The organism is Marilutibacter spongiae, from assembly GCF_014145325.1.
In the GTDB taxonomy this organism is placed as follows: domain Bacteria; phylum Pseudomonadota; class Gammaproteobacteria; order Xanthomonadales; family Xanthomonadaceae; genus Marilutibacter; species Marilutibacter spongiae.
In genome coordinates this window covers 181508-206258 of the sequence record NZ_JACHTF010000005.1, presented here as the reverse complement: position 1 = coordinate 206258, position 24751 = coordinate 181508, and the positions used below count along the sequence as shown (strand labels likewise).

Sequence of the window (24751 nt, the reverse complement as noted above, 5' to 3'; positions counted from 1 at the left end):
ATTGGTCATTGGTCATTGGTCATTGGTCATTGGTCATTGGTCATTGGTCATTGGTCATTGGTCATTGGTCATTGGTCATTGGTCATTGGTCATTGGTCATTGGTCATTGGTCATTGGTCATTGGTCATTGGTCATTGGTGATTGGTGATTGGTGATTGGTGATTGGTGATTGGTCGCCCGCTCCTGGAGCCCACCGGCGGCCAATCCCCCCATGCCGTCATTCCAGCGAACGCTGGAATCCAGCCTTGGGCCCCGGAATCTGGCTGCTGAAGGGTGACTCGTGACCCGCTATCCGCAACGAGCCCAGGATCGAATCACCCATCACCCATCACCCATCACCCATCACCCATCACCCATCCCCGATCCCCCTCCAACTGCCCCAAACGAAACGGGCCCCGGTTCGCACCGGGGCCCGTCACGTACAGACTGCTGGGGCTGCGCGCCTACAGGAGCGTCGGGGGTTCGCCGCCGACGATGACGACGTCCGCGCCCCGGCGGGCGAAGAGGCCGACGCTGACCACGCCCGGGACCTGGTTCAGTTCCGACTCCAGGCCGACCGGGTCGGTGATGGAGAGGTTGTGGACATCCAGCACCAGGTTGCCGTTGTCGGTCACCACGCCTTCGCGCCAGACCGGCTGCCCGCCGGTGCGGGCGACGATCTCGCGGGCGACCAGACTGCGTGCCATCGGAATGACCTCGATCGGCAGCGGGAAACGGCCGAGTACGTCGACCCGTTTGCTGGGGTCGATGATGCAGACGAAGGTCCGGCTCGCCTCGGCGATGATCTTTTCCCGCGTCAGTGCGGCGCCGCCGCCCTTGATCAGGCGCTTGTGCGGGTCGCACTCATCGGCGCCGTCGACGTAGAGCGAGAGGGGGCCGGTCGCGTTGAGGTCCAGGACCTCGATGCCATGGCTGCGCAGCCGCTCGGTGCTCTGCTCGGAGCTCGAGACGGCGCCCTTGATCCGGTCCTTGATGCCGGCCAGGGCATCGATGAAGTAGGCCACGGTGGAGCCGGTGCCCACCCCCACGATCATGCCGTCTTCGACGTACTCGATGGCTTTTTCGCCGGCCAGGCGCTTGGCTTCAGACATTGCGGTTTCCAGGTGTTGGAGCGAGGGGATGCGGGCTGGCCGCGTCATTCCAGGGCGAGCAGGTACTTCCATTGCGCGGCGCTGACGGGGAAGACCGACAGCCGGTTGCCGCGGCGGACGAGCGCGAATTCCTCGCCCAGGGCCTCGGCATGCTGCTTGATCTCCTCAAGGGAGATCGTCCGCTCGAGCTTGCGCTCGAAGGCGACGTCGACCAGTTGCCAGCGGGGCTCTTCGCGCGAGCTCTTGGGGTCGTAGTAGTCAGACTTGCGGTCGAACTGGGTTTCGTCCGGATACGCCTCGCTGGCGACTGTGGCGGTGCCAACGATACCCGGGGTCGCGCAGTTGGAGTGATAGAAGAGGATGCCGTCGCCCACCGTCATGCCGTCGCGCATGAAGTTGCGTGCCTGGTAGTTGCGCACCCCGTTCCAGGGTTCGGTGCCGACGCGCTCGAGGTCGTCGATGGAGAAGGCGTCGGGTTCTGACTTCATCAGCCAGTAGCGGCGGCGTTTGCTCATGCAGGGCTCTCGGAAGGGGAACGGTAGTCGTGGAAGGCGGACTCGGTGCACACCGCATCGAGCGGCACGTCCCATGCGGCGGCGTCCAGTCGCTCGACGTGCTGGAGCTCGTAGGCGGCGCCGACCAGCCACGGGGGCGCGGGATCGCGCAGGCGAAAGGCAAAATTGCGGTCGTACCAGCCGCCGCCCAGGCCCAGTCGCTGGCCGGTCCGGTCGAAGCCGACCAGCGGCAGCACGACCATCTGCATGGCTTCGGGCTCGAGCAGGTCAGTCGGGGCCACGTCCGGCTCGGGAATCCCGAACCGGTTCTGCACCAGGGGCTCGCCGGGCCGCCAAGGGGCGAAACGCAAACGGTGCCCGCGACCCAGTACGGGCAGGCAGTAGCGGCAGTCCCGGGGCAGGCGGAGCTGCCAGGCGTGCAGGGCAATCTCGCCATCGGTGGCCCAGTAGCCGGCGACCGGTCCCGTGCGGGGGGCGAAGGGCAGCGCCAGCAGCGCGTCGGCCAGGCGCTCGGCCGCGGGCACGCGGGTGGCGGAAGGCAGCTCGCGGCGAGCCTGGCGCAATGCCTCACGAAGCTGGCGGCGCTCGCCCTCGCGGTCTTCGGTCATCCAAGGGCATCCGGTTCGGGGGCGACCGCGGGCCGCCGGACGGGAGACAGACATGCGAACAGCGCCACGAGGGCGCTGCACGCGATGATCAAAAGTCCTCCGCCGATGGCGATGCGCGCGAAACGACCTTGAACCCGGGGTTCAAGTGGGGACGCTGGGAGACCGTCGGGCTTTCCGCTACGTGGCGGACCTGCACTCCGGGAATCCGTTGCGCCCCCGCGGTCGCAATTAAGGGACAAGGCGAATGTTTGCGCACGCCGTCGTCCACAGCAGAGGACGTGGCGGCAGTATACCGCGAGGCATGGCCGTCGCGCGGCCGCTTGTCGGTACGGGGGGCGACCCCGTTCACGTTTCCGGGGCGGGGCGTCGACTAGTCCAGCGGAGTGTCGAGCAGGCTGTCGAGCTTGCGGTGCAGTTCGCCCAGGGTCCGGCCGAGCTCGCGGTCGCGCTGGCCTTCCTCGGCCCGCAACTGCTGGAGCTCATGGGCCAGGTTGAGCGCGGCGAGCACGGCGACGCGATCGAGCGCGGCCATGCGGTTGTCGCCCCGGACCTCGCGCATCTTGCCGTCCAGAAGCTTGGCGGCTTCCAGCAGGCTGTCGCGTTCGTCGGGTTCGCAGCCCACGGTGTATTCGCGGTCGAGCAGGCGGATGCTGACCGGTGTGTTCGGGCGTGTCATCGATATCCCAGCAGGGAGCGGCGGGCAGGGTGGCCCGCGACGCGGAAGAGGGGGGGCAAGGCGCAGCTCACGTGTGCTGTTCCAGCGATTTCAGGCGGGCGATCATGGCCTCGACGCGGACCCGCGCCTGCTCGTTCTTGGCCAGCAGTGCGGAGCGCTCGCCGACGAGCTGTTCCTGCTGCTGGCGCAGGCTGCGGTTCTCCTCGCCCAGGCGGCGGGTACGCTCGGCGAGCGTGTCCACGCGGGCGACGAGGGCCTGGAGTTGGGCGAGCAGATCGGCGTGGTCCATCCCGGCACGATAGGCAGGGGGCGGGGGGCGGTCAAGATGCCGCGCTCAGCCCCCCGCGCCGGCGCCCTGCCGGCGCCCGGTCCCGCTGGTGTCGCCCCACTCGCGCAGGAAGCGTGCGCAGGCCTCGGCGTCCAAGGGGCGGGCCAGCCAGTAGCCCTGGATCTCGTCGCAGCCCTGGTCGCGCAGGAATTCCATCTGCGCGGTTTCCTCGACGCCCTCGGCGACCACGTTGAGTCCCAGCGAATGCGCCATGGTGATGATCGTGCTGGTGATGGCGGCGTCGTCGGAGTCGTCGCTGAGGTCGTCGATGAACTCCTTGTCGATCTTCAGCGAGGTCAGGGGCAGGCGCTTGAGGTAGGCCAGCGACGAGTAGCCGGTGCCGAAATCGTCCACCGCCAAGCCGACGCCGAGGTCGCGCAGGGCGCGCAGGGTGTTCGCGGTCTGTTCGGCGTTGGCCATGATCACGCTCTCGGTCAGTTCCAGCTCCAGCCGCCGCGGCGGGATGCCGGTCTCGCGCAGAACCCGCTCCACCACGTGTGGCAGGTCTCCGCGCAGCAGTTGCAGGGCCGACACGTTCACCGCCATCGTCAGGCCGGTGATGCCCTCCGCACGCCATTGCATCAAGCGGCTGCTCGCCTCGTGGAGCACCCACTCGCCGATCTCGAGGATCAGCCCGGTTTCCTCCGCCAGCGGGATGAACTGCGCCGGCGATATCGGGCCATGCTCCTCGCTGTTCCAGCGCAGCAGGGCCTCCACCCCGGTGATGGCCTGCTCGGCGAGCGACAGCTGGGGCTGGAAGACGAGTTGCAGCTCGCCGCGGTCGAGGACCTTGCGCAGGGCGGCGGTGATCGTCGCGCGACGGCGGATCTCCACGTCCATCGCCTCGTGGTAGCGCATGAAGGTGCGACGCCCGGCGGCCTTCGCCTGGTACATGGCGGTATCGGCGTGCTTGAGCAGGTCGGTGGGCACCTGGGCGTGGTCGGGGTAGAGCGCGATGCCGATCGATGGCGAGATCGAGACGTCGTGCCGTTCGTCGAAGTCCAGCGCCGACTCGAACGCGTCGAGCAGTTCGCGCGCGATGCGCTCGGCATCCTCGACGCTGTCGATGTCCTCCAGGACCACGGTGAACTCGTCGCCACCCAGGCGGGCGACGGTGTGGCCGGGGCCGACCGTCTGCTGCAGGCGGTTGGCCGCGGCGCGCAGGATGCGGTCGCCGGCGGCGTGCCCGAGCGAATCGTTGATGTCCTTGAAGCGGTCCAGGTCGAGGAACAGCACCGCGATCTTGCGACCGTTGCGGCGGGCGCGGACGATGGCCCGGGACAGCCGCTCGGAGAGCAGGGCGCGGTTGGGCAGGCTGGTGAGGGTGTCGTAGTTGGCGAGGTAGCGCAGTTCCTGCTCGGCGCGCTTCTGGTCGGTGATGTCGCCCAGCACGGCGACGTAGTTGCCGGCCTGGCCGCCCGCCTCGTGGACGACGGTGCTCTGCAGGGCGCAGAGGAACTCGTTGCCGTCCTTGCGTTGTTGCCAGATCTCGCCCGACCAGCGGCCGTTTCGCTCGAGTTCGTTGCGCATGTGCTGGTAGAAGGCGGGGTCGTGCTGCTGGCTGTCGAGCAGGCTGGTGGGGCGGCCGATCACCTCCGCGCCGGGATAGCCGGTCATGCGCTCGAAGGCCGGGTTGACCGACACGAAATGGAATTCGCGGTCGAAGACCGCCACGGCCTCGGCCATGCTGCGCAGCACCTCGCTCGCGATCCGCCGCTCGCGCTCGGCGCTGCGGTTGTTGGTGATGTCGCGGGCGGTGCCGGCCACGCGCACGGCCCGGCCCTGGGCGTCGCGTTCGACGACGCGTCCCCGGGTCCGCATCCAGGCCCAGCTGCCGTCGGGGCGGCGCGAACGGTGCTCGGACAGGAACAGCGCGGTGTCGCCGCGCAGGTGTCGCCTGAGCTGGGTGGCCACGCGTTCGAGGTCGTCGTCGTGGATCTCGTGGGTGGCGTTGACCTGGGTCTGCGTGCTGATCTGCGGCGCGTTGCCGTCCTGGTCGTAGACCCGCATCCAGTGCAGCTGGCGATTGCCCAGGTCGTAGTCCCAGAATTGCTCGCCGGACGCCCAGAGCGCCAGCTTGAGGCGCTCCTCGCGTTCGCGGATCTGTTCGAACCAGCCCTGCTCGCGCCGTCGCGACTGCCGCCAGCGCCAGCCGGCGACCGCGGCTCCCATCAGGGCGGCGATGATCAGCAGCGTCAGCGTGAGCGGGTGCCGCCACAGCGGCGGCGACACGGTGACCGGAAGGCGAAGCTCGGTCGGCCCCCACGCACCATCGCGGTTGGTGGCCTGTGCGCGGAAGGTGTAACTGCCCGGCGGCAGGCGCGTGTAGGTGATGTTGGCCTGTCCGCCGTTGTCGACCCAGTCGCGGTCGAAGCCTTCCATCATGTAGCGGTAGCGGACGTTGAAGGCCGGCGAGTAGTCGAGCGCGCCGATGCGCAGGCGCAGGAGGTCGGTGTCGCCGGAGACGTCGATCGCCTGGGGTTGCCACATGGTGGCGCCGTCGCTCGGCGACTCGGTGCCGATACGGGCGGAGAGCAGTCGCAGGGGCGCGTTGAAGTCCGACGGCTTCAGGGCCTCGGGCATGAACAGGTTGAGGCCGCGGACGCCGCCGAAGGCGAGCCGGCCGTCGCGCAGGCGCGTGTAGGCGCCGCCATTGAACTCGAGGTCCTGAGCGCCGTCGGCCAGTCCGTACGCATGGGTCATGCCCGTACGGGGATTGAAGCGCAACAGGCCGCCATCGGTGCCCAGCCAGAGTTCGCCGCTGCGGCTCTCGCCGATCGAGAACACCATGGGCACCGGGCGGTCGGCCAGGCTGGCCGCCAGGGGGTGCTCGAAGCGAACCGTGCCGTCCCCGTCTTCCTGCACGCGGCTCAATCCCGCGCGGGTGCCCACCCAGATGCTGCCCTGGGCATCCATGTGCAGCGCCCGGACCAGGTTGCCCGAGAGGCTGGCCGGATCGTTCAGGCCATGGCGGAAATGCCGCAACTGGCCCGTGCGCGGATCGAGCACGCTCAGTCCATCCCCGGTGCCGATCCAGATCCGCTCCTTGCGGTCCTCCAGCAGGGCATGGACGCTGCCGTGGCTGAACTGGCGGTCGTCGCCGTCGCCCCGGTCGTAGTTGACGACGTGGCCGCCATCCCGACGCATGTGCAGCACGCCGATGTTCTGGGTGCCCAGCCAGAGGTCGCCCTGGTGGTCCACCAGGGCGCTGCGCAGTTGCGTGCCGGCGTACGCCCCGAGCATGCCGGTTTCGAAACGCCCCTCTGCAGGATCGAAGCGCACCAGGCCCTGGCTCGTCGCCAGCCAGAGGCGTCCGTGCCCGGCATCGCTGATCGACAGCACGCGCGGCGACGTCGCCAGGCCCGGGAAGGCCTCTTGCAAGGCATCCTTCCAGTGCTCGAAGCGGTCGGTGGCGACCTCGTACCGATAGAAGCCGTTGTCGTCCGTCGCCAGCCACAGTTCGCCATCGTCGCGTTCGTGGATGGCCCGCACGCTGTTGTGCGCGACCAGGCGATGCTCGTCGCCCCCGGAGCGGTCGAAGATGTAGCGCAGGCGCGTGCCCTGCGGGTCGGTGACGGAGACGCCGCGGAACGAGCCGCCGGCCCAGAGCATGCCGCCCCGATCGACCAGCAGCGTGTTGATGTTGCTTTCCGGGAGGCTGGCCGGCACCAGGGGGTCCTCGCGGATCTGCTCCCACTGGCCCGTCCCGCGATCCAGGCGCACCAGCCCGGCGTTGGCGACCGCAAGCCAGAGCCGCTGGTCGGGGGCTTCCACGATGGACATGACCTGCGTGGAGGCACCCGGCATGGCCTCGCGCGGCCAGAGCGGGTGCAGCCGCCCGGCATCGTCCACGACGAGCAGGCCATCCACCCGCCCCACCAGAAGGCGACCCCGTCCATCGATGGCAAGGCTGGACACCGCTTCGGCGGGGCCTACGCGGCCGACGTCGCCATCCGGCGCGATCCTGAACAGGCCCATGGCATTGCCGTACCAGACGTTGCCGCGCCGATCGGCGACCAGCGACTGCGGCGCGGACGCCGACAGGGCGCCGCTGTCGAAGGCCAGGACACGGGTGCGCTCGCCGCTCGCGGGCTCGAGGCGTTCGAGCCCCGTGCCGGTGGCGATCCACAACTGGCCCGACCGCGGAAGCAGTGCCCGGACCTGGCGCCGGGCGCGCGCTTCGTCGTCCCCGGGGCCGCCGAAGCGCTGGATCTCGCCGGTGGTGAGGTCGAGCCTGGCCACGTACTCCGAGTACGTGCCGATCCAGAGGTTGCGCTCGTCGGAGACGGCCAGCGCGGTGATGTAGCTGTCGGGGAGGCTGGCGGGGTCGCGCGGATCGTGCTGGAACAGCTGGAAACGCCGCCCGTCGTAGCGGTGCAGGCCGCCATAGGTGCCGACCCACACGAATCCCTGCGGATCCTCGACGAGGCTGCGCACCGTGTTCTGCGCCAGGCCGCGATCGCTGCCGAGTGCGATGAAATAGAAGTCGCGCACGTTCGCATGCACGGCCGACGCCGCGCCGATCCCCAGCATGGCGAAGAGTACGAGGCACCAGCCCTGCATCGCGCGGGTCATCCCCCGGCGCGCTGGGACGCCGATTCGTCGGGGGGTGGCCTGGGCACGCGGCAGCCGTTCTGGCATCGGTCGAGGGACCTTGTCGGTGAGGGTTCCGTGAAGCGAGTTTAGGCAGGGTCCTTCCTTGACGCCAATCGAACCGGTCCGGCACCTCGGATTGCTACACTGCCCCCTTCTGATCGAACGCAATGAGCCACCCGTGACGGACCCTTCTTCCGAGCTTCCCGACCTGGCCGACGTCGAGAGCGATGCCCGCGCGATGTCCCTGGGCGTTTCCGCCTCCGAGCTCCATGGCGGCCTCTGCGGCTGGCTGGCCGGCGGCGGCGCGCTGAAGCCCGACTGGCTGGCCGCGGTCCTGGCCGATCCTTCCGCGCCGACGCCCGCCGAAGGCTCCGCCCTGCAGCGGCTGGCCGGGGTGACCGCCGGCCAGCTCGGCGACCGCAGCTTCGGCTTCGACCTGCTGTTGCCCGGCAGCGACACTTCGCTGGCGACCCGCAGCGGCGCCCTGTTCGAGTGGTGCCATGGCTTCGTGGGCGCCTTCGGCCTGGCGGTGGGCGCCCAGGCCAGCCTGTCGGACGAAGGGCAGGAGGCGCTGGCCGACCTGGCGCGGCTGGCCCGGGCCCAGGCACAGGAGGACGGCGACGATTCGGACGAGGAGGCCCTGGTGGAGATCGAGGAGTTCGTCCGCGTGGCCGCGTTGCTGCTGCACGGCGATTGCGTGCTGGCCACTCAGCATCGCCAGCGCCTGAACTGATGCCGCGCCTGCGCGGCATCGTGCAGGGCGCGCCGTGCGCCCCCCGCTCCCGCCCCGCCGCGGGCATCGCCCGCCGAATCCAACGATGAGCCTCAAAGCCCTCTCCACGCCCAATCGCAACCATGTCCGCCGTCGCCGGCAGCTGATGCGCATGACCGGCGGCGACGCCATCCTGGTCCTGCCCGCCGCCGCCGAGTGCGTCCGCAGCCGCGACACCTATCATCCGTACCGGCAGGATTCCGATTTCTGGTATCTCACCGGTTTTCCCGAACCCGAGGCGGTCCTCGTGCTGGTCCCCGGGCGACCGCATGGCGAGAGCCTGCTGTTCTGCCGCGAGCGTGATCCCGAGCGCGAGGGCTGGGACGGGCCGCGCCACGGCACGGAAGGCGCGGTGGCCGCATTCGGCTTCGACGACGCCTTTCCCATCACCGACCTCGACGACATCCTCCCGGGGCTGCTGGAGGGGCGCACGCGCGTGTACTACCACTTCGGCCGCGACCAGGAATTCGACCTCAAGCTGATCGGCTGGGTGAACCGCGTCCGTGCCCAGGTACGGCACGGCGCGCAGCCGCCGCATGAATTCCTGGAGCTGGGCCACCTGCTCGACGAGATGCGCCTGTTCAAGGACCGCGACGAGCTGCGCCTGATGCAGCGGGCCTGCGACATCACGGTCAAGGCGCATGCCGCGGCCATGCGCGCGGTGCGACCGGGCATGCACGAATACGAGTTGCAGGCGGAGGTCGAACGGGTGTTCCGCGCACACGACGCCATGCCCGCCTATGGCAGCATCGTCGGGGCCGGCGACAACGCCTGCGTGTTGCACTACGTCGCCAACAACGGGCCGGTGCGCGACGGCGACCTGGTCCTGATCGATGCCGGCGCCGAATACCGCGGATACGCCGCCGACATCACCCGGACGTTCCCGGCGAACGGCCGGTTCAGCCGCGAGCAGCGCCTGCTGCACGACCTCGTCGGCGAGGCGCAGCGCGCCGCATTGGCGCAGGCCCGGCCGGGCGTGCCCTACATCGCCGGGCACGAAGCCGCGGTCGAAACCCTGACCGAAGGCCTGTTGAGCCTGGGCCTGCTCAAGGGCAAGCTGGAGAAGAACATCGCCGACGGCAGCTACCTGCGCTACTACCGGCACAAGACCGGGCACTGGATCGGACTGGACGTGCACGACGTCGGCGAGTACCGGATCGACGGCGAGTCGCGCCTGCTCGAGTCGGGCATGGTCTTCACCATCGAACCCGGTCTCTACGTGCCCGCGGACGACACCCGGGTGGCGGCGAAATGGCGGGGCATCGGCATCCGCACCGAGGACGACGTCCTGGTGACGCCCGACGGTTGCAAGGTACTCACCGGCGGGCTGGCGCGCAGCGCGGACGAAATCGAGGCCTTCATGGCCGCTGGCTGAGCCAGCAGCCAGGTCCTGTCATGGAAAAGGCGCGGAGTTCCCGCGCCTTTTCCTTTTCGTTCTCCTGTCCGGGCCCGCGTGCGCGGAGCGGGGTCAGGCCGGGATGGCGAAGCCTTCCCGTGTGAGGTTGAGGGCGTCGCCCTCGGTACAGACCACTTCGTCCTCGATGCGGATGCCGCCGTAGGGACGGAATGCATCGACGCGGTCCCAGTTGACGCCGTCGGCGTGTTCGCCCCGGCGCACCTTGTCGAGCAGCATGTCGATGAAATAGAGACCGGGCTCGATGGTGACCACCATGCCGGGCTCCAGCACGCGGGTCAGGCGGAGGTGGGGATGGCCATCCGGCGGTTCGATGCGGCCGCCTTCATCGCTGGCCAGGAAGCCGCCGACGTCGTGGACCTGCAGGCCGATGCCGTGGCCCATGCCATGCGGGAAGAACGCGGCGCTCACGCCGGTGTCCACGGCGGCCTCGGGCGACATCTCCAGCACCCCGAACTCGCGCAGGATGCCCGCCAGCGCCAGGTGGCCGTCGAGGTGGATCTGCTTGTAGTCGATCCCGCGGCGGACCTGGCCGCACATCTTCTGCTGGGCGGCGTCGACGGCGTCGATGAGGGCCTGGAACTCGCCGTTGCGGTCGGTCGCGTAGGTACGCGTGATGTCGCAGACATAGCCGTCGTGGCTGGCGCCCGCGTCGATCAGGAAGCTGCGGATGTCCTTCGGCGGCAGCCGGTCGAACTGCATGTAGTGCAGGATCGCGTTGTGCTCGTTGAGCGCGATGATGTTGTGGTACGGCAGTTCGTTCGCATCCTGGCGCGCGGCCTGGCAATAGGCCAGGTGGATGCCGAACTCGCTGGCGCCGGCGCGGAACGCACGCTCGGCGGCACGGTGCGCACGCACGCCGCGCGCCGTCGCCTGGCGGATCATCTCCACCTCGTAGGGCGTCTTGAACGCGCGATGGTAATGGAGGTAGTCGAGCGCCTTGCTTGGGTTGTTCGGCGTGTAGTCGCCCAGTGCGCTCTGCGGCTCGCCCAGGATCGCGCAGCGCGCGGGGTCGGCCGGCAGGTGCGCGAGCGCCTGTCCGGGCTCGCGGATCACCTGGATGTCGAAGTGCTCGACCCAGTAGCCGGTCGGCGCTTCGGGCACGACGTGCCAGTAGTCGTCCGGCTGGAGGTAGACCAGGCGCGGCTTCTCGCCCGGGGTGAAGACGATCCAGCTCCCCGGGTTGCGCACCAGCGGCAGCCATGCCTTGAAATGCGGGTTGACGGCATACGGGTAGTCGCGGTCGTCGAACACCTGGTAGTGCAGGTTGCCGCTGGGCACGACCAGGTGGTCGTGTCCGCTGCGCTGGATCGCAGTTTCGGCCCGCCGTTGGAGTACGGCGAGGTGTTGTGGGTATAAGATCGCGGCATCGGATGCGGGCATGGGGGTACCTCTTGAGAACGTCAAGGGATTTTGACGCATTCTCATCCAGTGCGCAGGTGCCGGATGGCAGGAGGCCCTCGTGGCGTTCAGGCGCCTGGCTGCCCTTCCTCACCGTGCTGGTCATCTGCATGTTGCCCACGCTCTGGCTGGCCCGGATCCAGCAGGTCCGCGCGGTCGAGGAGCGCGAACAGGAGTTCAGCAAGGTCGTCGAGCGCACCCGCGTCTCGATGCTGTCGCAGCTGCGGACCTGCGGGCTGATGGTCCGCTCCATCCAGACCCTGTTCATGGCCTCGAGCGAGGTGTCGCCGGCCGAGTTCGAGTTCGTCTACTCCAACCTCAAGCCGCGTGCGCACCTGCCGAGCCTGCAGGCGCTGGCCTACGCCCGGCTGCAGCCGGTGGACGGGCAGCGGCACTTCGTCACCACCATGGTCGCGCCGGCGAAGGGCAACGAGGCGCTGATGGGCCTGGACGTGAGCCGGCAGCCCCCCAACCTGCGCGCGGCCGAGCTCTCGCGCGACACCGACGAGGCGATCATGTCGGCGCCGTTCCGTCTGGTGCAGTTCGACCAGCCCGGGCAGTCGCCGGAAGGCGTCACGCTTCGCCTGCCGATCTTCTCCGCCGGTCCGCCGCCCGCCGATATCGCGGACCGGCGCGCCCGCATCGTCGGTTCGCTGGCGGTGTCTTTCCAGGTCAAGGCGCTGATCGAATGGGCGCTGCCGGCGGACATGCGTGATGGCCTGCACATCGGGATCAGCGACGTCACCGGCACCGAGCCCCTGATGCTTTACGACTCGCACCCCGAGCTGGCGTGGTCGCCCGCGACCTCGCCCCTGCGCCATGCCCAGGTGCGGTACGGCAGCCGCGACTGGCGCATCACGATCGCCGAACTCGCGCCGCGGCCCGCGATCTCGGCCTGGCAGGACACCGTGCTGCTACCGGGCATGCTGGTCAGCCTGCTGCTGTCGTTGCTGGCCGGGTCGCTGGCGAGCACGCGCAGGCGGGCGCTCGAACTGGGCTGGAAGATGAGCCACCAGTACCGCGAGAGCGAGGAGCGCTTCCGCCGGCTCAACGAGCTGCTGCCGGCGCTGGTGCTGCTGGCCGATGCCCGGACCGGGCGTATCCGTTACGCCAACCAGGCCGCGCGCAACCGGTTGGGGCCGCACATCGAGGGCGTGCTGCCGGCCCTGTTCGAGGATCCCGACCTGCGCTCGCAGCTCGAGGATCCGGATACGGCCGGGTGCGAGAACATCGAGGCGGTGCTGCGCGCGCGCCACAACAAGCCGTTCTGGGCCAGCGTCTCGATCACGCGTGCCGAGATGGAAGGCTCGCAGATGTTGTTGATGGTGGCCACCGACACCAGCGAGCAGCGCGAGCTCACCGAGATGCTGAGCTACCAGGCCAGCCACGACATGCTGACCGAGCTCTACAACCGGCGGGAGTTCGAGCGCCAGCTCGAGCGCGCCCGGGTCAGCATGAGCCAGGGCGGGCCGACCTGCGCGCTGCTTTACATCGACCTGGACCAGTTCAAGCTGATCAACGACACCTCGGGCCACATCGCCGGCGACCAGCTGCTGGCGCAGCTCGCGCTGGTGATGCGCGAACAGTTGCGCGGCGACGACGTACTCGCGCGGCTGGGCGGCGACGAGTTCGGCGTGCTGATGATGAACATCGCCGACCGGCGCGAGGCCGAGGAGGTCGCCGAGCGCATGCGCCGGCAGATCGACGGCTATGTATTTGCCTGGGAGAAGACCAGCTACACCGTCTCGGCGAGCATCGGCGTGGTCATGATCGACCAGCCCGAGGCCTCGCTCGACGACCTGCTGGCCCATGCCGATACCGCCTGCTACCTGGCCAAGGAAAGCGGCCGCAACCGCGTGCATTTCTATTCGGCCCACGACGACGACGCGACCCGCCGTCAGAGCGAGATGGAATGGGCCAACCGCCTGCGCTGGGCCGTCGACGAACATCGCCTGATGCTGAAGTACCAGGAGGTTTGGCCGCTCGCATCGGATTCCGAAGGCGGCGTCCGCATCGAACTCCTCCTGCGCTTCCGCGACGAGAACGGGCGTCCGGTGGTCCCCGGGGCCTTCATTCCCGCCGCCGAACGCTACGGCCTGATGCCGATGATCGATCGATGGGTGATCGAGACGGCCATCGCCAACTTCAACTCGCTCCATCCCAGCGGCGCCGAACTGCGCATGGCCACGATCAACCTGTCGGGCGCCAGCATCGAGGAAGAACAGCTTGCCGAGAGGATCCTCCACCTGCTCAAGCACCACCGGGTGGATCCCCGCCGGGTGTGCTTCGAGATCACCGAGACCGTTGCCGTGCGCAACCTGTCGCGGGTGGCGCGGCTGATCGAGCGGCTGCGCAGCATCGGCTGCCAGTTCGCGCTCGACGATTTCGGCGCCGGCATGTCCTCGTTCGGTTACCTGAAGAACCTGCCGGTCGATTACATCAAGATCGACGGCAGCTTCATCCGCGACATGCTCGAGGATCCCATGAGCGAGGCGATCGTGCGCGCGGTCACCGACATCGGCCATCGACGCGGCCTGCGCATCGTCGCCGAGTGGGTCGACAGCGACGCGGTGGTCGCCGCGCTCATCAAGCTCGGCGTGGACTACGGCCAGGGCTTCGTCCTGCACGAACCCGAGCAGGTGGTGTTCCAGCGCGGGGACGGGGACGACTGATCGCGATCAGGCGTGGCGTCGCTGGCCCTGTTGCGACGAGAGCCAGTCGCGCAGCTGGTGCAGCTGGCTGTCGAGCATGGTGATGAAGCGGAAGCCCGCCCAGGTCTGGCCCGGTGCGCTGGCCCGGTCCTGCCACAGCAGGTGGGCCCCGGCCTCGATGGTGCCGCTGCCGCCATGCCCGACGCTGAAGCGCAACTGGTAGAGCGCGTCGTCGACCATGGGTGCGTGCGCGATCAGCAGCATGCCCGACTCGGAGAGGTTGCCGATCCGGCCCACTTCCCGGTCGGTCATGGCGTCGGTCACCAGGATCGTGCCCCGTACCCGTTGGCGCTGCGCGCGGCGGAATTCCTTGACGTTGCCGGTTGAACTCATGGGTGTGCTCCCTGCGGTTGGCCCGGCATGCCGGCGAAGTTGCGAAGTGCGGAAACGGTGGCCTGCCACGCCCGGTCGACGAGGCGGCCGCGGTCGGCGGTCACCACCTTGACCTGGTCCTGGGCCATCAGTCGCGCGACCTGGTCGAGCGATTGTTCGTCGACGCGTTGGCCGCGCTGGTTCACGAACAACATGCGGTCGGTGACGGTGCTGAACCAGGCGATGCGGCGGCGGACGACGTCGCCCTGCTGGTTGAGGCTGAACTCCATCCAGGTGCCGAAGGGGAGGGTGCGCAGGTGTTCGTAGCAGGACTGCTCGCGCGGGTTGCGCGGCGCCACCGGCTTGCCGCGCGCCTCGGCGGCATCGTCGCCCAGGCGCGCGCGCGCCTTGATCTTCATGGCCAGCTCGGTGCGCGAGGCGGGGTCCTGGCTGGTTTCGTCGCGTCCGCCGGTCAGGTGGCGCGAGATGACCACCGCTTCGTCGTCGTGGTAGCCGACCTGCGCCAGCGCCGCCTGGACGTGCTCGGCGAGGCCCTCGGGTGCGGCCTGGCCGCCCGCGCTCGCAGCGGCCAGTGCCTGGGTCGCCCGCGCGTGCTGCTGCCACTCGTCGGAGTCCTCGCCGTGCCGCAGCAGGGTGAGGGTGAGCACGTCGGACCAGGCCTGGTCGAGCAGGTTGCGCAGGAAGCGCGGCAGTTCCTGGCCGGCCATCGCCTCGCCGATGACCTCCGCGGCGCGGCGCTTGGCCACCACCAGCTTTTCCTTGCCCCGCGCGGCCTCGACATGGCGACGCTCGCTCAGCTCGGCCTTGCGTGCCAGGGTCTGCAGGTGGGCCTGCAGGGACTCGTTGGCGGTCTCGAAGACATCGGCATCGCCCTGGTAGTTCTGGACCACGTGGTCGACCGCGTCGCGCAGCTGGCGCTCAAGCCGGGGGTCGCTTTCGCTCTCGTCCAGCCACTTGGCGCCGGCCTCGGCGACCGAGTTGAGCAGCTGGCGCGCAGGGTGCTGGCTGCGCACGAAGAACGCGCGGTCCATCAGCGCGAGGCGCAGCAGCGGAACCTGCAGGCGCTCGAGCAGGTTGGAGCTGATCGTGCCTTCCCGGAGCTCGCGACCGATCTCGGTGTACAGGATGCCGAGCAGCTCGAAGGTATCTTCGTCCTGACCGCTCAGGCGGGTCGCCTTGCCGTGTTTCTGGCGTCCCTGCGCGAGCAGCGCCTTCTTCAGGTCGGCGATGGTGCGCGGTCGCTGCGAGGGCGCGGGTGGCGCGGCCTGCTGTTCGGCCAGGGCCTCGAACACGTCGGGCGTCTGCAGCGGCACGTGGTCGCGCGCGTCGGCATCGTTGCGCAGCTTGCCCACGACCTCGCGGCGGCTCGCCAGCAGGTCCTGCAGCATCGACAGCGCGATGTTCTCGTCCTCGCGGTCGCCGGCGTCCGTGCCGGCCTCGCCCTGCCACCGGGTGTGCGGGCGCTCGGACGGGGGCAGCACGTGCGGGCGTGGGGCCGGTTCGCGCTGCCGCGCCGCGGACTCCTCGCCCCCGGCGTGCTCGTTGCCCTCGGCGACCTGTTCGGTCGGCCGGCTGCGCAACGGGACATAGGACAGGCCCGGCAGCACGTTCTCGCGCGCGAGCAGTGCGTTCATGGCCTCGACCAGCTGCGCGTAGCCATTCATCACGCGGGTATTGAAGCTCTCGAACAGCAGCAGGCGGTGGGCGTCCTCCAACTGCAGGCCCTTGCTGGCCTCGGCGAGTACCTGGGCCAGGCGGTGCGGGCCGACCGGGAGCGCCTCCGCGTCGAAGGCCGGCTTGCCGGCGAGCACGCCGAAGCGTTGGCCCAGCAGCAACAGCGGCAGGCCGGCGCGCGATTCGTGGCGCGCGGCGATGCGCTTGAGCACGCTTTCCTCGCTGACCTCGGCGTCTTCCACCAGGCGCAGTTCGTCGAAGTCGAGCTCCGACGCCGGATCGTCGCCCGTGGCGTCGGCGTCGCGGATCGCCGCCAGCCCGGACTCGAGGCCGGCCATGAAATGCGGGGCGAGGTCGCTGCGGTGCAGGCGCACCCGTCGCAGGGTCTCGAAGTAATCGGCCTGCAGCGCGGGATTGCGCGCCTGCTCGGCGAGCTTGAACAACTGCTGCTCGAAGTCCGACAGCATGGCTTCCAGCTGGCGCCCAAGGGCATCGGACGCGAGTCCATTGAGGCGTTCGAGCGCCGCGCGCACCCGGCGGGGCAGGTCCGCGGAGGCCAGTGTCTTGCTGTGCGCGGGGGCGTGATGGGCTTCCAATCTGGCTGACATGTCCTGTGCGGCCGGGCTCGTTGGGGTCAAGTTACGCTCGGCGTGGAAGCTGTCAATCGGCTAGCCCCCCGGCCTGATGGTCCATCCCATCTGAACAGATCAACGCGGAACCCGCGCCGGGCAGGCCACCGCCAGCACCGATGGTGCGCCCGAGCGTCAATCGGGGAGGAACAGGGCCACCACGTCGTTGGTGAAGCGGCGACCGAGCTCGGTCGGCCGCACGCGTCCGTCGGCCTCCTCCAGCCAGCCCCGGGCGGTCGCCAGCTCGAGCTGGGGGGTGATCGCGCGGGCCTCCAGGCCGGTGCGCGCGCTGAACGATGCGAGGCTGAAACCTTCCACCAGCCGCAGGGCGTTGAGCATGTACTCGAAAGGTCGGCGTTCCGGCCCGACGGTGTCGTCGCCGCCGATCGCGGCGTCGGTACCGGCATCGGCCAGGTAGCGGGCGGGATGCTTGTGCTTCCAACGCCGGTGGATGCTCTCGTCGTGCCCCAGGGTGATCTTGCCGTGGGCACCGGCGCCGATGCCGAGGTAGTCGCCGTAGCGCCAGTAGTTGAGGTTGTGCGCGCACTGCCGCCCCTCGCGGGCGTAGGCACTGACTTCGTACTGCGCGTAGCCGGCGGCGGCGAGCAGGCCCTGGCAATGTTCCTGCATGTCCCAGCCGCCGTCTTCGTCGGGGAGATCGTCGGGCGGGCGCGCGGCGAACACCGTGTTCGGCTCCAGCGTCAGCTGGTAGTGGCTGACATGCGCCGGCGACAGGGCGAAGGCGCGCTGGAGGTCGTGCGCGGCCATCGCCAGGTCCTGTCCGGGCAGGGCGTACATGAGGTCGATGTTGAGGTTGTCGAAGCCGGCGTCCTGGGCCAGCTTGACCGCCGACTCGGCCTCGCGGCTGTCATGGATGCGGCCCAGACGGGCGAGGCAGCCGTCGTCGAAGCTCTGGATCCCGAAGCTCAGGCGGTTGACGCCGGCCTGGCGATAGAGCTCGAATCGCCCGTGCTCGGCGGTGCCGGGGTTGGTCTCCAGGGTGATCTCGGCGCCGGGCGCGATGCGCAGCCGCGCGCTGGCGCCCTGCAGGAACCGGTCGATCGCCGCGGCCGGGAACAGGCTCGGGGTGCCGCCGCCGAAGAACACCGTCTGCACCGTGCGTCCCCACACCAGCGGCAGGTCGTGGTCGAGGTCGGCCAGCAGCGCATCGACGTAGGCTTCGAAGGGCAGCGGCCCGCGGCCCTGGTGCGAGTTGAAGTCGCAATACGGGCACTTGCGCACGCACCAGGGCAGGTGGACGTAGAGCGACAGCGGGGGCGGTGTCAGCGTGGGCATGCGGGGCGGATCAGGCCAGGTCGAGCAGCTGCCGGCGCAGTGCGGCCAGTGCCTGGCCGCGGTGGCTGAGGCGGTTCTTGAGCGCGGGCGCGAGTTCCGCGGCGCTGCAGTCGTGGCCGTCGGGCTGGAACACCGGGTCATAGCCGAATCCGCCCGCGCCGCGGGGGTGCCCGAGGATGCGGCCCTGCCACACGCCCTGCGCGACCACCGGCTGCGGATCGAGCGGGTGGCGCAGCCAGGCGATCACCGCGACGAAGCGCGCGCGCCGATCCGTGCCCGGTCGGGCGGCCAGCGCGGCGAGCAGCTTGGCGATGTTGGCCCCGGCGTCGCCGTGGCCGCCGGCGTAGCGTGCCGAGTACAGGCCGGGCGCGCCGTCGAGCGCATCGACGCACAGCCCGGAGTCGTCCGCGAGCGCCGGCAGGCCGGTGGCCTGGGCGGCGTGCCGTGCCTTGAGCAGGGCGTTCTCGATGAAGCTCAGGCCGGTTTCCTCGGCGTCGACCACGCCCAGCTGCTGCTGCGGCACGCATGTGGGACCCGCGTCGCCGAGCAGGTCGCGGAACTCGGCCAGCTTGCCGGCGTTGCTGCTGGCGATGACCCAGCGCTCGCCCTCAACCTGCGTCATCGGCGTCTTCCTTCAGACCCAGCAGGTCCCAGCGGTTGCCGTACAGGTCCTCGAACACCGCCACGCTGCCGTAGGACTCGTGGCGCGGGGCTTGGGTGAAACGAACGCCGCGCGCGTCCAGCGCCGCGAAGTCGCGGGCGAAGTCGCTGGTATGCAGGAAGAATCCCACGCGGCCGCCCGTCTGGGCGCCGACGCAACGCCGTTGCGCATCGTCCGAGGCGAGGGCGAGCAGGAGCGCGCAACCGTCGTCGGTGCCCACCGGCGCGACCCGCACCCAGCGCTTGCCGTGTCCCAGGTCGGTGTCCTCGAGCAGCAGGAATCCCAGGACGCGGGTGTACCAGTCGATCGCTTCGTCGTAGTCGCGGACCACGACGGTGACGCTGCCGATGGACTGGCGCGTGGGGCGCGGCGTGGCCATGTCAGGCGTCCAGGGCTTCGCGCTGGCGGGCGATCAGCGTGCGGATGCCCGATTCGGCCAGGGCCGTCATCGCCTCCAGTTCCTCGCGGCGGAAGGCATGGCCCTCGGCGGTGCCCTGCAGCTCGATGAAGCCGCCGCCGTCGTTCATGACCACGTTCATGTCGGTGTCGCAGTCGCTGTCCTCGGCGTAGTCGAGGTCGAGCACGGGGACGCCGCGGTAGACGCCGACCGAGACCGCCGCCACTGCGCCGAAGATGGGCGATCGTCCGCATTGCGGCAACTTGATGGCGCGCGAGGCGACCAGGCCCTGGACCGCGTCCACCAGGGCGACATAGGCGCCGGTGATCGCCGCGGTGCGGGTGCCGCCATCGGCCTGGAGGACGTCGCAGTCGAGCGTGATGGTGCGTTCGCCGAGCAGGCTGCGGTCGACGCACGCGCGCAGCGAGCGGCCGATCAGGCGCTGGATCTCGAGCGTGCGCCCGCCCTGCTTGCCGCGGGTGGCCTCGCGGTCGCTGCGGGTGTGGGTCGCGCGCGGCAACATGCCGTATTCCGCGGTGACCCAGCCCTCGCCCTTGCCGCGCAGGAACGCCGGCACGCGGTTCTCGACGCTGGCGGTGCACAGCACCCGGGTGTCGCCGAAGCTGATCAGCACCGAGCCCTCGGCATGGCGGGTGAAGCCGCGTTCGATGCGCACTTCGCGCAGCTGGTCGGGCAGGCGGCCGCTGGGGCGGGCGATGGGGGCGGGGGTGTCGGTCATGTAGGAGACGTGTGTCGGTCAAGGCCACGATTCTAGCGGTTTGGCGGCGCCCGGACCGCCGCCGGGGCGGCGACGGCGGCGTGGCGATGGCATACTTCACGGCCGCAAGGCTTCCCGACGACGGCAGGACGACCCGCATGATCCGCAGCATGACCGCCTTCGCCAGCGGCGAACGCGCCACGCCCTGGGGCACCCTGGGTTGCGAGCTGCGCTCGGTGAACCACCGGTTCCTCGAGGTCGGTACCCGCCTGCACGACGACCTGCGCTCCCTGGAGCCGGCCCTGCGCGAGCGCGTCGCCGCGCGCCTGTCGCGCGGCAAGGTCGACCTGGTGTTGCGCCTGCGCAGTCCCGAGGGCGAGGGTGCGCTGCGGGTCGATCCCACCCGGCTGCGCGAACTGGGGGAGCTGGCGATCGACCTCTCGTCGCGGTTCCCGGGCCTGCACACCGAGTTCAGCCAGTTGCTCCAGCTTCCCGGTGTGTTGCAGGCGCCCGTCGCCGATCCCGCCGCCCTGCAGGCCGAGGCGCTGTCCCTGCTGGACGCGGTGCTGGACGAGTTCGTCGCGGCCCGCGAACGCGAGGGCGCCAAGCTGGCCGATGCCATCGGCGAACGCCTGGGCCTGATCGACGGCCATGTCGCCACCCTGCGCACCCTGGTGCCGCAGATTCGCGACGCCCAGCGCCTCAAGCTCCAGGCCCGCCTGGCCGACCTGCCGCAGCCGGTCGATCCCGGCAGGCTGGAACAGGAACTGGTGATCTGGCTGCAGAAGCTCGACGTCGACGAGGAGCTCGACCGCCTGGCCACCCACGTCGGCGAAGCGCGCCGCGTGCTCGGCCTGCGCGAAGCCGTGGGACGGCGGCTGGACTTCCTCCTGCAGGAGTTCAACCGCGAGGCCAACACCCTGGGCTCGAAGTCGGTCGACGCGCGCAGCACCGCCGCCGCGGTCGACCTGAAGGTCCTGATCGACCAGATCCGCGAACAGGTGCAGAACATCGAATGACCATGCGAGGCACCCTCTTCATCGTCGCTGCGCCTTCCGGGGCGGGCAAGTCCAGCATCGTCAACGCGGTGCTCGCGCGCGATCCCAACATCTGCCTGTCGATCTCCTTCACCTCGCGCCGCCCGCGGCCGGGCGAGCGCCATGCCGAGCACTACCACTTCGTCGACGAAACCGAGTTCGAACGCATGGTCGCCGCCGGCGACTTCTTCGAACACGCCCGCGTCCACGGCGACTGGAAGGGCACCGCCCGGCAGTCGGTCGAGCCGCAGCTGGCCGCCGGCCGCGACGTGTTGCTGGAGATCGACTGGCAGGGTGCGCGCCAGGTCCGCCGGCAGGTGCCCGGCGCGATCAGCGTGTTCATCCTGCCGCCCTCGCGCGAGGCGCTGGAGCAGCGCATGCGCAACCGCGGCCAGGACAGCGACGACGTCATCGCCCAGCGCCTGGCGGCCGCCCGCGAGGAAATGTCGCATTACGGCGAGTTCGACTACGTGATCGTCAACGAACACTTCGCCGTGGCCGTCGACGAGATGTGCGCGATCTTCACCGCCAGCCGGCTGCGGCGCGAGATGCAGGTCGCCCGCCATGGCCGGCTGATCGGCGGCCTGCTGCAAGGCTGAACGCCCCCTGCGGTGCCGGGACCGTAACTGCCTGATTCCCAAGGCTGGACTTGCCGACGGGGCCGGTGGGTCCCTATAATGGCCGGCCGATTTGTCCGCATTACGGCGTCAGCCGTTGGGAGCCCCATGGCCCGCATCACCGTTGAAGATTGCCTGGAAGTGGTCGACAACCGCTTCGAACTGGTCATGTTGGCCGCCAAGCGCGCGCGCCAGCTGGCCAACAACGTCGAGCCGATGCTCGACAACTCCGAGTCCAACGACAAGCCGACCGTGCTGGCGCTGCGCGAGATCGCCGCGCGCGAGGTCGACGCCACCTACATCGAGGCCGTCGAGAAGTCCGAGCGCGAGCGCAAGGAGCGCGAGGCCCTGGAGTGGGCCGCCGCCGAAGTGGTGGCGGACGAGGACATGTCCAAGAACGACGAATAAGCCTGCCCAGGCTTGGCCGCCCCGTCCCGGGACGGCTCCCGACGGCCCCGCCCTGGCGGGGCCGTTCGCGTTTGCGGCGGCCGGGTGACCGGTCGTTCGGGGCGGAATCCCTCCCGCCGGTCGAAAACAGGGGCTGAACGGGCGCCGACGGCGCCGTTTCCCGCACCGCGCCGCATTGCAAGGGGGCAGTCCGCCCCTTAGATTGATTTCATGTCAGCCCGCCCCGACACCGCCAACCTGAACGTGCTTGCGCCGCCGTCCAGCGACTTCGATTCGCTGCCCGACTACATGCAGGCGATGGAGCGTGCGGCCGGGTACCTGGACGAGTCCCAGCGGGTGCGGCTGAGGCGGGCCTGGGCGGTCGGTGCCTCCGCCCACGCGGGCCAGACGCGCAAGTCCGGCGAGCCCTACATCACCCATCCGGTGGCGGTGGCCCAGGTCCTGGCCGAACAGGGCCTGGACGCAGAGACGCTGATCGCGGCGATCCTGCACGACACCATCGAGGACACCCCGGTCACCCGCGAGTGCCTGGCCGACGAATTCGGCGAGACGGTGGCCGAACTGGTCGATGGCGTCACCAAGCTCGACAAGCTCCAGTTCCGCGACCGCGCCGAGGCCACCGCCGAGAGCTTCCGCAAGATGCTGCTGGCGATGTCGCGCGACCTGCGCGTCATCCTCATCAAGCTCGCCGACCGCCTGCACAACATGCGCACGCTGGGCGCCCAGGGCGCCGAGGCGCGGCACCGCATCGCCCGCGAGACCCTGGACATCTACGCGCCGATCGCCCAGCGCCTGGGCATGAACCTGATCAAGGCCGAGTTGCAGGACCTGGGCTTCCGCGCGCTGCACCCCTGGCGCCACGCGGTGATCGAGAAGCGCATCCGCACCCAGCCGGTGGTCCGGCGCGAGGCCCTGGTGCAGATCGAGGCCAACCTGGCCCAGCGGCTGGCCAAGGAGAAGCTGCAGCACCGCCTGGTGAGCCGGGTCAAGTCGCCGTGGAGCATCTATACGAAGATGCGCGCGGAGAACAAGAACTTCACCCAGGTGATGGACGTGTTCGGCTTCCGCGTGGTCGTGCGCACGGTGCCCGACTGCTACCACGCGCTTGGCGTGGTGCATGCCACCTACAAACCGCTGGACGCGCGCTTCCGCGACTTCATCGCGATCCCCAAGGCCAACGGCTACCAGTCGCTGCACACGGTGCTGTTCGGGCCCTACGGTTCGCCGGTGGAAGTGCAGATCCGGACCGAGGAGATGGACCTGGTCGCCGAGAAGGGCGTCGCCGCGCACTGGTCCTACAAGGATGGCGCGGAGGGCCCCAACAGCGCCCAGAGCCGCGCCCACCACTGGATCACCGGGCTGGTCGAGTCGCAGCACGACACCGGCTCGTCGCTCGAATTCCTGGAGAACGTCAAGGTCGACCTGTTCCCCGACGAGGTCTACCTGTTCACGCCCAAGGGCGACATCCTGTCGCTGCCGCGCAACGCGACCGCGCTGGACTTCGCCTATGCGGTGCATACCGACGTGGGCAACATGGCCGTGGCCGCGCGCGTGGACGGCAAGCTCTCGCCGCTGCGCACCCGACTGGCCAGCGGCCAGCGCGTGGAGGTGATCACCGCGCGTTCCTCCACGCCCAAGCCGCAGTGGCTGGAGTTCGTGGTCTCGGGCAAGGCGCGCACCGCGATCCGCCAGCAGCTCAAGCAGATCGGCCACGAGGACGCCGTGCAACTGGGCCATCGCATGCTCGACCGCGCGCTGGAAGGCCTGGACACCTCGCTCGACCGCGTGCCGCAGGTGCGCATCGATGCTTATCTCGCCGAGCATCGCTACCCGCGCCTGGAGGCCCTGCTGGCCGAGATCGCGCTGGGCAACCGCATGCCCAGCCAGGTCGCGCAGGCGCTCGCGCGCGAGACCCCGGGCGGTCCCGAGCGTCGCCAGGCGGTGCGCGCGCGCCTGCCCGACGAAAAGATCCTGATCACCGGCGCCGAGCGCGGCGTCATCAGCTTCGCCCAATGCTGCCTGCCGGTGCCTGGCGACGAGATCATGGGCTACCACACCGCGGGCCGGGGCGTGGTGGTGCACCGGCTGGATTGTCCGAACGTCGCCGAGTACCGCAAGTCGCCCGACCGCTGGGTGCCGATCGGCTGGGACCGCGAGGTCTCGGGCGACTTCGCCGCGGCACTGAAGATCGACGTCGACAACCGCCCCGGCGCGCTGGCCCAGGTGGCCGCCGCGGTGGCCGACGCCGAGTCCAACATCGATCGCGTGGAGTACCTGGAGCGCGACACCCACGTCGCGGCCATGCGCTTCTCGATCGAGGTGTCGGACCGCCGGCACCTGGCCAACGTGATCCGCCGCGTCCGCCGCCTCAATGTCGTGCTGGCCGTCCAGCGCATGTAGTCACTCCCCTGGCGTGCCCCCGCCGGTACACTGCGGCCCAGTATCTCCAGGAGAGCCCCCGCATGCCCCGTACCATCGTCCAGACCGACCAGGCGCCGGCCGCCATCGGACCGTATTCGCAGGCCGTCCGCGCCGGCGACATGGTGTTCCTCTCGGGCCAGATCCCGCTCGACCCCGCCAGCGGCGAACTCGTCGCCGGCGACATCAGCGTGCAGGCGCGTCGCGCGTTCGACAACCTCCAGGCCGTCTGCGAAGCCGCCGGCGGCTCGCTCGAGCAGGTCGTGCGCCTGGGCCTCTACGTCACCGACCTGGGCGACTTCGCCGCCGTCAACGCGGTGATGGCCGATTACTTCCAGGCGCCGTACCCGGCGCGCTCCACCATCGAAGTCGCCGGCCTGCCCAAGGGTGCGGCCTTCGAAGTCGACGCGATCCTCGCGCTGGGCTGAGTCCGGCGCGTTTCGCCTCCCGC

General features: G+C 69.7%; 21 protein-coding genes and 1 other RNA gene. 8 read left to right on the top strand and 14 right to left on the bottom strand.

Annotation, left to right across the window (positions count from 1 at the left end; all coding sequences use genetic code 11):
* Positions 1 to 443 precede the first annotated feature (443 nt).
* The 7 genes from rpiA to H4F98_RS06475 all read right to left on the bottom strand — a co-directional run bounded on the left by rpiA (position 444) and on the right by H4F98_RS06475 (position 7793).
* On the bottom strand, positions 444 to 1091 hold the full coding sequence (gene rpiA / locus H4F98_RS06505; protein WP_182686012.1) for a ribose-5-phosphate isomerase RpiA: 648 nt from the start codon (positions 1089 to 1091) through the stop codon (positions 444 to 446).
* Between the two features lie 44 nt (positions 1092 to 1135).
* The gene (locus tag H4F98_RS06500; protein ID WP_182686010.1) at positions 1136 to 1606 is read right to left on the bottom strand and encodes an EVE domain-containing protein; all 471 of its coding nucleotides are present in this window, start codon (positions 1604 to 1606) and stop codon (positions 1136 to 1138) included.
* The gene (locus tag H4F98_RS06495) at positions 1603 to 2214 is read right to left on the bottom strand and encodes a 5-formyltetrahydrofolate cyclo-ligase (protein WP_182686008.1); all 612 of its coding nucleotides are present in this window, start codon (positions 2212 to 2214) and stop codon (positions 1603 to 1605) included. The genes H4F98_RS06500 and H4F98_RS06495 overlap by 4 nt, the downstream gene beginning before the upstream one ends.
* 92 nt (positions 2215 to 2306) lie before the next feature.
* A non-coding RNA gene (gene ssrS / locus H4F98_RS06490) (6S RNA) lies at positions 2307 to 2493 on the bottom strand.
* A gap of 91 nt (positions 2494 to 2584) precedes the next feature.
* A complete protein-coding gene (locus H4F98_RS06485; protein WP_182686006.1) occupies positions 2585 to 2890 on the bottom strand; it encodes a cell division protein ZapA in 306 nt (101 codons plus the stop codon).
* Between the two features lie 67 nt (positions 2891 to 2957).
* Positions 2958 to 3179 carry a TIGR02449 family protein gene (locus tag H4F98_RS06480; protein ID WP_141517887.1) on the bottom strand — a complete coding sequence of 74 codons (222 nt, stop codon included), beginning with the start codon at positions 3177 to 3179 and terminating at the stop codon, positions 2958 to 2960.
* Between the two features lie 45 nt (positions 3180 to 3224).
* Positions 3225 to 7793, bottom strand: a complete 4569-nt coding sequence (locus H4F98_RS06475) for an EAL domain-containing protein (protein ID WP_182686004.1) — start codon at positions 7791 to 7793, stop codon at positions 3225 to 3227.
* A gap of 199 nt (positions 7794 to 7992) precedes the next feature.
* Here H4F98_RS06475 and H4F98_RS06470 point away from each other — a divergent pair, with 199 nt between their 5' ends.
* Complete coding sequence (locus H4F98_RS06470) at positions 7993 to 8547, top strand: UPF0149 family protein (RefSeq protein ID WP_182686002.1); 555 nt, start codon at positions 7993 to 7995, stop codon at positions 8545 to 8547.
* 85 nt (positions 8548 to 8632) lie between these two features.
* A complete protein-coding gene (locus H4F98_RS06465) occupies positions 8633 to 9961 on the top strand; it encodes an aminopeptidase P N-terminal domain-containing protein (protein WP_182686000.1) in 1329 nt (442 codons plus the stop codon).
* Between the two features lie 93 nt (positions 9962 to 10054).
* Here the strand turns inward: H4F98_RS06465 and pepQ are convergent, their stop codons facing one another.
* A complete protein-coding gene (gene pepQ, locus H4F98_RS06460) occupies positions 10055 to 11383 on the bottom strand; it encodes a Xaa-Pro dipeptidase (protein ID WP_182685998.1) in 1329 nt (442 codons plus the stop codon).
* Between the two features lie 128 nt (positions 11384 to 11511).
* On the opposite strand from pepQ, the gene H4F98_RS06455 reads away from it, so the two are divergent.
* The gene (locus tag H4F98_RS06455; protein WP_182685996.1) at positions 11512 to 14073 is read left to right on the top strand and encodes a bifunctional diguanylate cyclase/phosphodiesterase; all 2562 of its coding nucleotides are present in this window, start codon (positions 11512 to 11514) and stop codon (positions 14071 to 14073) included.
* Positions 14074 to 14079: 6 nt separating this feature from the next.
* Here H4F98_RS06455 and H4F98_RS06450 read toward each other — a convergent pair whose 3' ends face one another.
* From H4F98_RS06450 to rph, 6 genes are all read right to left on the bottom strand, one after another.
* Positions 14080 to 14445, bottom strand: coding sequence for a PilZ domain-containing protein (locus tag H4F98_RS06450; RefSeq protein ID WP_141517893.1), 366 nt, complete (start codon positions 14443 to 14445; stop codon positions 14080 to 14082).
* A complete protein-coding gene (locus H4F98_RS06445) occupies positions 14442 to 16727 on the bottom strand; it encodes a DUF1631 domain-containing protein (protein ID WP_182685994.1) in 2286 nt (761 codons plus the stop codon). The genes H4F98_RS06450 and H4F98_RS06445 overlap by 4 nt, the downstream gene beginning before the upstream one ends.
* Before the next feature lie 156 nt (positions 16728 to 16883).
* Positions 16884 to 18044 (bottom strand): radical SAM family heme chaperone HemW, encoded by a 1161-nt coding sequence (gene hemW, locus H4F98_RS06440; protein WP_220479112.1) that lies wholly within the window; start codon positions 18042 to 18044, stop codon positions 16884 to 16886.
* Between the two features lie 10 nt (positions 18045 to 18054).
* Positions 18055 to 18666 (bottom strand): RdgB/HAM1 family non-canonical purine NTP pyrophosphatase, encoded by a 612-nt coding sequence (gene rdgB / locus H4F98_RS06435; RefSeq protein WP_220479111.1) that lies wholly within the window; start codon positions 18664 to 18666, stop codon positions 18055 to 18057.
* Positions 18653 to 19084: a VOC family protein gene (locus H4F98_RS06430; protein WP_182685991.1), complete on the bottom strand. Its 432-nt coding sequence runs from the start codon at positions 19082 to 19084 to the stop codon at positions 18653 to 18655. Before H4F98_RS06430 ends, rdgB begins: the two co-directional genes overlap by 14 nt.
* Position 19085: 1 nt before the next feature.
* The gene (rph, locus tag H4F98_RS06425) at positions 19086 to 19841 is read right to left on the bottom strand and encodes a ribonuclease PH (protein ID WP_141517898.1); all 756 of its coding nucleotides are present in this window, start codon (positions 19839 to 19841) and stop codon (positions 19086 to 19088) included.
* Between the two features lie 137 nt (positions 19842 to 19978).
* Here rph and H4F98_RS06420 point away from each other — a divergent pair, with 137 nt between their 5' ends.
* From H4F98_RS06420 to H4F98_RS06400, 5 genes are all read left to right on the top strand, one after another.
* A complete protein-coding gene (locus H4F98_RS06420) occupies positions 19979 to 20839 on the top strand; it encodes a YicC/YloC family endoribonuclease (RefSeq protein ID WP_182685989.1) in 861 nt (286 codons plus the stop codon).
* A gap of 2 nt (positions 20840 to 20841) precedes the next feature.
* The gene (gene gmk, locus H4F98_RS06415; protein ID WP_182685987.1) at positions 20842 to 21456 is read left to right on the top strand and encodes a guanylate kinase; all 615 of its coding nucleotides are present in this window, start codon (positions 20842 to 20844) and stop codon (positions 21454 to 21456) included.
* A gap of 126 nt (positions 21457 to 21582) precedes the next feature.
* Positions 21583 to 21882 carry a DNA-directed RNA polymerase subunit omega gene (rpoZ, locus tag H4F98_RS06410; RefSeq protein ID WP_141517901.1) on the top strand — a complete coding sequence of 100 codons (300 nt, stop codon included), beginning with the start codon at positions 21583 to 21585 and terminating at the stop codon, positions 21880 to 21882.
* A 210-nt stretch (positions 21883 to 22092) separates the two neighbouring features.
* On the top strand, positions 22093 to 24282 hold the full coding sequence (locus H4F98_RS06405) for a RelA/SpoT family protein (protein ID WP_182685985.1): 2190 nt from the start codon (positions 22093 to 22095) through the stop codon (positions 24280 to 24282).
* Positions 24283 to 24344: 62 nt separating this feature from the next.
* Positions 24345 to 24728, top strand: coding sequence for a RidA family protein (locus H4F98_RS06400; protein WP_182685983.1), 384 nt, complete (start codon positions 24345 to 24347; stop codon positions 24726 to 24728).
* Positions 24729 to 24751 lie beyond the last annotated feature (23 nt).